This window comes from Kitasatospora sp. NPDC085895, from assembly GCF_040702125.1.
GTDB lineage: Bacteria > Actinomycetota > Actinomycetes > Streptomycetales > Streptomycetaceae > Kitasatospora > Kitasatospora arboriphila.
The window spans coordinates 1-2796 of record NZ_JBFBJY010000201.1; the positions used below are offsets into that span (position 1 = coordinate 1).

Annotated in this window: 1 rRNA gene; it reads left to right on the plus strand. The window is 57.5% G+C overall.

Going from position 1 to position 2796, the window contains the following annotated elements:
- Positions 1-2794: ribosomal RNA gene (locus AB0442_RS42110) — 23S ribosomal RNA — on the plus strand; the annotation flags it as partial.
- Positions 2795-2796: the final 2 nt, after the last annotated feature.

A 2796-nucleotide genomic window follows, 5' to 3' on the forward strand; every position in this document is an offset into this window, starting at 1 on the left:
GGGGTTGTGGGAAAGTTCTTCAGTCGTCTGCCGGCGGCTGGGCGAGTCAGAAACCGTATGGGTAGTCGAAGGACATGCGAAAGGTCCGGCGTAGAGGGTAAGACCCCCGTAGACGAAATCTGTACGGCTCGCTTGAGCTTCTCCCAAGTAGCACGGGGCCCGAGAAATCCCGTGTGAATCTGGCGGGACCACCCGCTAAGCCTAAATATTCCCTGGTGACCGATAGCGGATAGTACCGTGAGGGAATGGTGAAAAGTACCGCGGGAGCGGAGTGAAATAGTACCTGAAACCGTGTGCCTACAAGCCGTGGGGGCAGTCTTCGGACTGTGACTGCGTGCCTTTTGAAGAATGAGCCTGCGAGTTTGCGGTGTGTAGCGAGGTTAACCCGTGTGGGGTAGCCGTAGCGAAAGCGAGTCCGAAGAGGGCGGTTGAGTTGCATGCCCAAGACCCGAAGCGGAGTGATCTAGCCATGGGCAGGTTGAAGCGCGGGTAAGACCGTGTGGAGGACCGAACCCACCAGGGTTGAAAACCTGGGGGATGACCTGTGGTTAGGGGTGAAAGGCCAATCAAACTCCGTGATAGCTGGTTCTCCCCGAAATGCATTTAGGTGCAGCGTCGCGTGTTTCTTGCCGGAGGTAGAGCACTGGATAGGCGATGGGCCTCACCGGGTTACTGACCTTAGCCAAACTCCGAATGCCGGTAAGTGAGAGCGCGGCAGTGAGACTGTGGGGGATAAGCTCCATGGTCGAGAGGGAAACAGCCCAGAACACCGACTAAGGTCCCTAAGCGTGTGCTAAGTGGGAAAGGATGTGGAGTCGCAGAGACAACCAGGAGGTTGGCTTAGAAGCAGCCACCCTTGAAAGAGTGCGTAATAGCTCACTGGTCAAGTGATTCCGCGCCGACAATGTAGCGGGGCTCAAGCACATCACCGAAGTCGTGTCATTGCAGCATGAGGGCCAACGCCCGCTGTGATGGGTAGGGGAGCGTCGTGTGCCGGGTGAAGCGGCCGAGGAATCGAGTCGTGGACGGTTCACGAGTGAGAATGCAGGCATGAGTAGCGATACAAGAGTGGGAAACTCTTGCGCCGATTGACCAAGGGTTCCTGGGTCAAGCTGATCTGCCCAGGGTAAGTCGGGACCTAAGGCGAGGCCGACAGGCGTAGTCGATGGACAACGGGTTGATATTCCCGTACCCGCTATGAAGCGCCAACGCTGAACCCTCTGATGCTAAGCCCGTGAAGCCGCCCCGGATCCTTCGGGTGAAGGGGAGTGGTGGAGCCGGCGGCCCAAGGTGGTAGTAGGTGAGCGATGGGGTGACGCAGGAAGGTAGTCCAGCCCGGGCGGTGGTTGTCCCGGGGTAAGGGTGTAGGCCGAGTGATAGGCAAATCCGTCACTCATGAAGGCTGAGACCTGATGCCGAGCCGATTGTGGTGAAGTGGATGATCCTATGCTGTCGAGAAAAGCCTCTAGCGAGTTTCATGGCGGCCCGTACCCCAAACCGACTCAGGTGGTCAGGTAGAGAATACCGAGGCGTTCGGGTGAACTGTGGTTAAGGAACTCGGCAAAATGCCCCCGTAACTTCGGGAGAAGGGGGGCCAGCCCTGGTGGAGACCTTTACGGTCCGAGCTGGGGGTGGCCGCAGAGACCAGCGAGAAGCGACTGTTTACTAAAAACACAGGTCCGTGCGAAGCCGTAAGGCGAGGTATACGGACTGACGCCTGCCCGGTGCTGGAACGTTAAGGGGACCGGTTAGTCCGATTTCGGTCGGGCGAAGCTGAGAACTTAAGCGCCAGTAAACGGCGGTGGTAACTATAACCATCCTAAGGTAGCGAAATTCCTTGTCGGGTAAGTTCCGACCTGCACGAATGGCGTAACGACTTCTCGACTGTCTCAACCACAGGCCCGGTGAAATTGCATTACGAGTAAAGATGCTCGTTTCGCGCAGCAGGACGGAAAGACCCCGGGACCTTTACTATAGCTTGATATTGGTGTTCGGTTCGGCTTGTGTAGGATAGGTGGGAGACTGTGAAGCAGCAACGCCAGTTGTTGTGGAGTCGCCGTTGAAATACCACTCTGGTCGTGCTGGATGTCTAACCTGGGTCCGTGATCCGGATCAGGGACAGTGTCTGGTGGGTAGTTTAACTGGGGCGGTTGCCTCCTAAAGGGTAACGGAGGCGCCCAAAGGTTCCCTCAGCCTGGTTGGCAATCAGGTGTTGAGTGTAAGTGCACAAGGGAGCTTGACTGTGAGACTGACGGGTCGAGCAGGTACGAAAGTAGGGACTAGTGATCCGGCGGTGGCTTGTGGAAGCGCCGTCGCTCAACGGATAAAAGGTACCCCGGGGATAACAGGCTGATCTTCCCCAAGAGTCCATATCGACGGGATGGTTTGGCACCTCGATGTCGGCTCGTCGCATCCTGGGGCTGGAGTAGGTCCCAAGGGTTGGGCTGTTCGCCCATTAAAGCGGTACGCGAGCTGGGTTTAGAACGTCGTGAGACAGTTCGGTCCCTATCCGCTGTGCGCGTAGGAGTGTTGAGAAGGGCTGTCCCTAGTACGAGAGGACCGGGACGGACGAACCTCTGGTGTGCCAGTTGTCCTGCCAAGGGCATGGCTGGTTGGCTACGTTCGGGAGGGATAACCGCTGAAAGCATCTAAGCGGGAAGCCTGCTTCGAGATGAGCACTCCCACCTCCTCGAGAGGGTAAGGCTCCCAGTAGACGACTGGGTTGATAGGCCGGATATGGAAGCCCCGTAAGGGGTGGAGTTGACCGGTACTAATAGGCCGAGGGCTTGTCCTCAG